At 52.2% G+C, this 1,856-nt stretch carries 3 protein-coding genes; 1 reads left to right on the top strand and 2 read right to left on the bottom strand.

Features of this window, described 5'->3' with window-relative positions:
- Window positions 1-750 (bottom strand): molybdate ABC transporter permease subunit (gene modB / locus NZ772_18260; protein MCS6815500.1); only part of this gene is annotated, 750 nt, incomplete at its 3' end.
- Window positions 747-1,562, bottom strand: a complete 816-nt coding sequence (modA, locus tag NZ772_18255; GenBank protein ID MCS6815499.1) for a molybdate ABC transporter substrate-binding protein — start codon at window positions 1,560-1,562, stop codon at window positions 747-749. The genes modB and modA, both read right to left, overlap by 4 nt.
- 163 nt (window positions 1,563-1,725) lie before the next feature.
- Here modA and NZ772_18250 point away from each other — a divergent pair.
- The coding region (locus NZ772_18250; protein ID MCS6815498.1) for a TOBE domain-containing protein at window positions 1,726-1,856 on the top strand (131 nt) is incomplete at its 3' end.

Raw genomic sequence — 1,856 nt, 5'->3', positions numbered from 1 at the left:
AAGCTGACATCCAGAGTGTAATGGGGCAGTTGTTTTTGAATATCGACGATCAGTTTCATGGGGATGCGTTTGGGGTTGCGGTTGCTGCTGAGTTTGGATTTGATTTTGAGGATGTTGAGCCTCCAAATGTCTAACCCACCAGAGTAAGGCAAAGGCGATCGTAGTCATGAGCAACACCATGACATTGGCGAGTCCATATTGCTGCATCTGTACAGCGTCATAAATGGCTAAGGGGAGGGTTTGGGTACGTCCAGGGATGCTGCCTGCCACCATCAGCGTTGCACCAAATTCCCCCATGCCGCGAGCAACACTCAATCCAAACCCGGCTAGAATGCCTCGATAGGCCATAGGAATGGTAATTCGTCGTAGAACTTCCCACTCCGTCGATCCCAAGGTGCGGGCGGCGGCTTCCAACTCTGGGTTGACGTTAGCGATCGCGGCTCTAGTAGACTCCACCATCAAAGGCATTGCTACCACAGCAGAGGCGATCGCCCCCGCTTGCCAACTAAACAGCAAGTCGATGCCCAGCCATTCCTTGATTGGGCTGCCCCGACCCAATGCCAACAGCAAGAAATACCCCACCACACTGGGGGGTAGTACCAACGGCAAGTTGAGCAGAGTAGAAACCAAAATCTGTCCTGGAAACTGCTTGCGGGCTAGGAAAATCCCCAAGCTGAGGCCAATGACCAGAATCAATACACTAGCCAAGACAGTCACCTGTAGCGACAAGATAGACGGCTGCCAGATCATGACACAGGCTCCTCCCCAGGCAACACAAAGCCGTACTTCCGCATCAGGGGTCTTCCCTTCTCCCCATTAATAAAGGCAGCAAACTGTTTGGCTGCCTCTGGGTGGGGAGCACGTTTGGGAACTACTAACATCTGCTCTAGGGGTTTGTGGAGTTGCTCAGGCACTAGCACCCATTTTCCTGGCTTTCCCACGCTAATAGAGAGGGCCGCGATCGCCACGTCTACGTTACCTGTGTCAGCGTACTGCTGGGTCTGCCTAATGTTTTCCCCCAGGATCAACTTGGGCTGGATTGCCTCCCAGATGCCTGCGGACTGCAATGCCTCCCGTGCCGCTACACCATAGGGAGCATGGTCTGGATTGGCGATCGCCACCCGCTTGATTTCTGGCTTCATTAAGTCCTGGATATCATTAACCTCGTGAGTGCCTCCCTCCCGCTGCCATAGGGTGAGCCGTCCCACACCATACAGTTGCTTTGTCTCTGAATGCACCAGCCCTTTTTTATCTAAATCCTCAACAAACTTCCTATTGGCGGCTGCAAACAGATCCACAGGTGCGCCCCGCTCAATCTGCTGGGCCAGTTGCCCGGTGGATCCCAGGTTAAAGGTTACTCGCTGCCCTGTCTCCTGCTCCCACAGCTTACCGATTTCTGGAAACACGTAATTCAAATCTGCCGCTGCCGATACTGTTAGGGTAATTGCCTCAGGTTTTGGAGTTGCAGGAGGTGAGAACGACTGCTCCACCGTAGACAGGCTACATGCAGCCAATAACCCTACCAGCGCTAGCACCCAAAACCACCTTCGCCGCCTGATCATTATCCTGACAACTCCCTAGCACACTCAATGCCTTTAGCAAGTATTATTAACACCATGCCAAGATACCTGCTATAGTTCTGTAGCCTAGGTATCAAAATTTTCAACTCACTCAGTTAACCATGGGGAGTTGACTCATTTGCGTTCAAGGAAAGGTTCTCAAGCAATGGAAATTAGTGCACGGAATGCTTTGAAGGGCAGCGTTAAAGCCTTGGTAGTTGGAGCCGTAAACGCAGAAGTAACAGTAGAAGTGGCTCCAGGGGTTGAGGTGGTGGCAGTAATCACCAAATCTTCGGC

The organism is Cyanobacteriota bacterium (genome assembly GCA_025054735.1).
Lineage (GTDB): Bacteria > Cyanobacteriota > Cyanobacteriia > SKYG9 > SKYG9 > SKYG9.
This window is presented reverse-complemented; position numbering and strand designations above follow the sequence as displayed.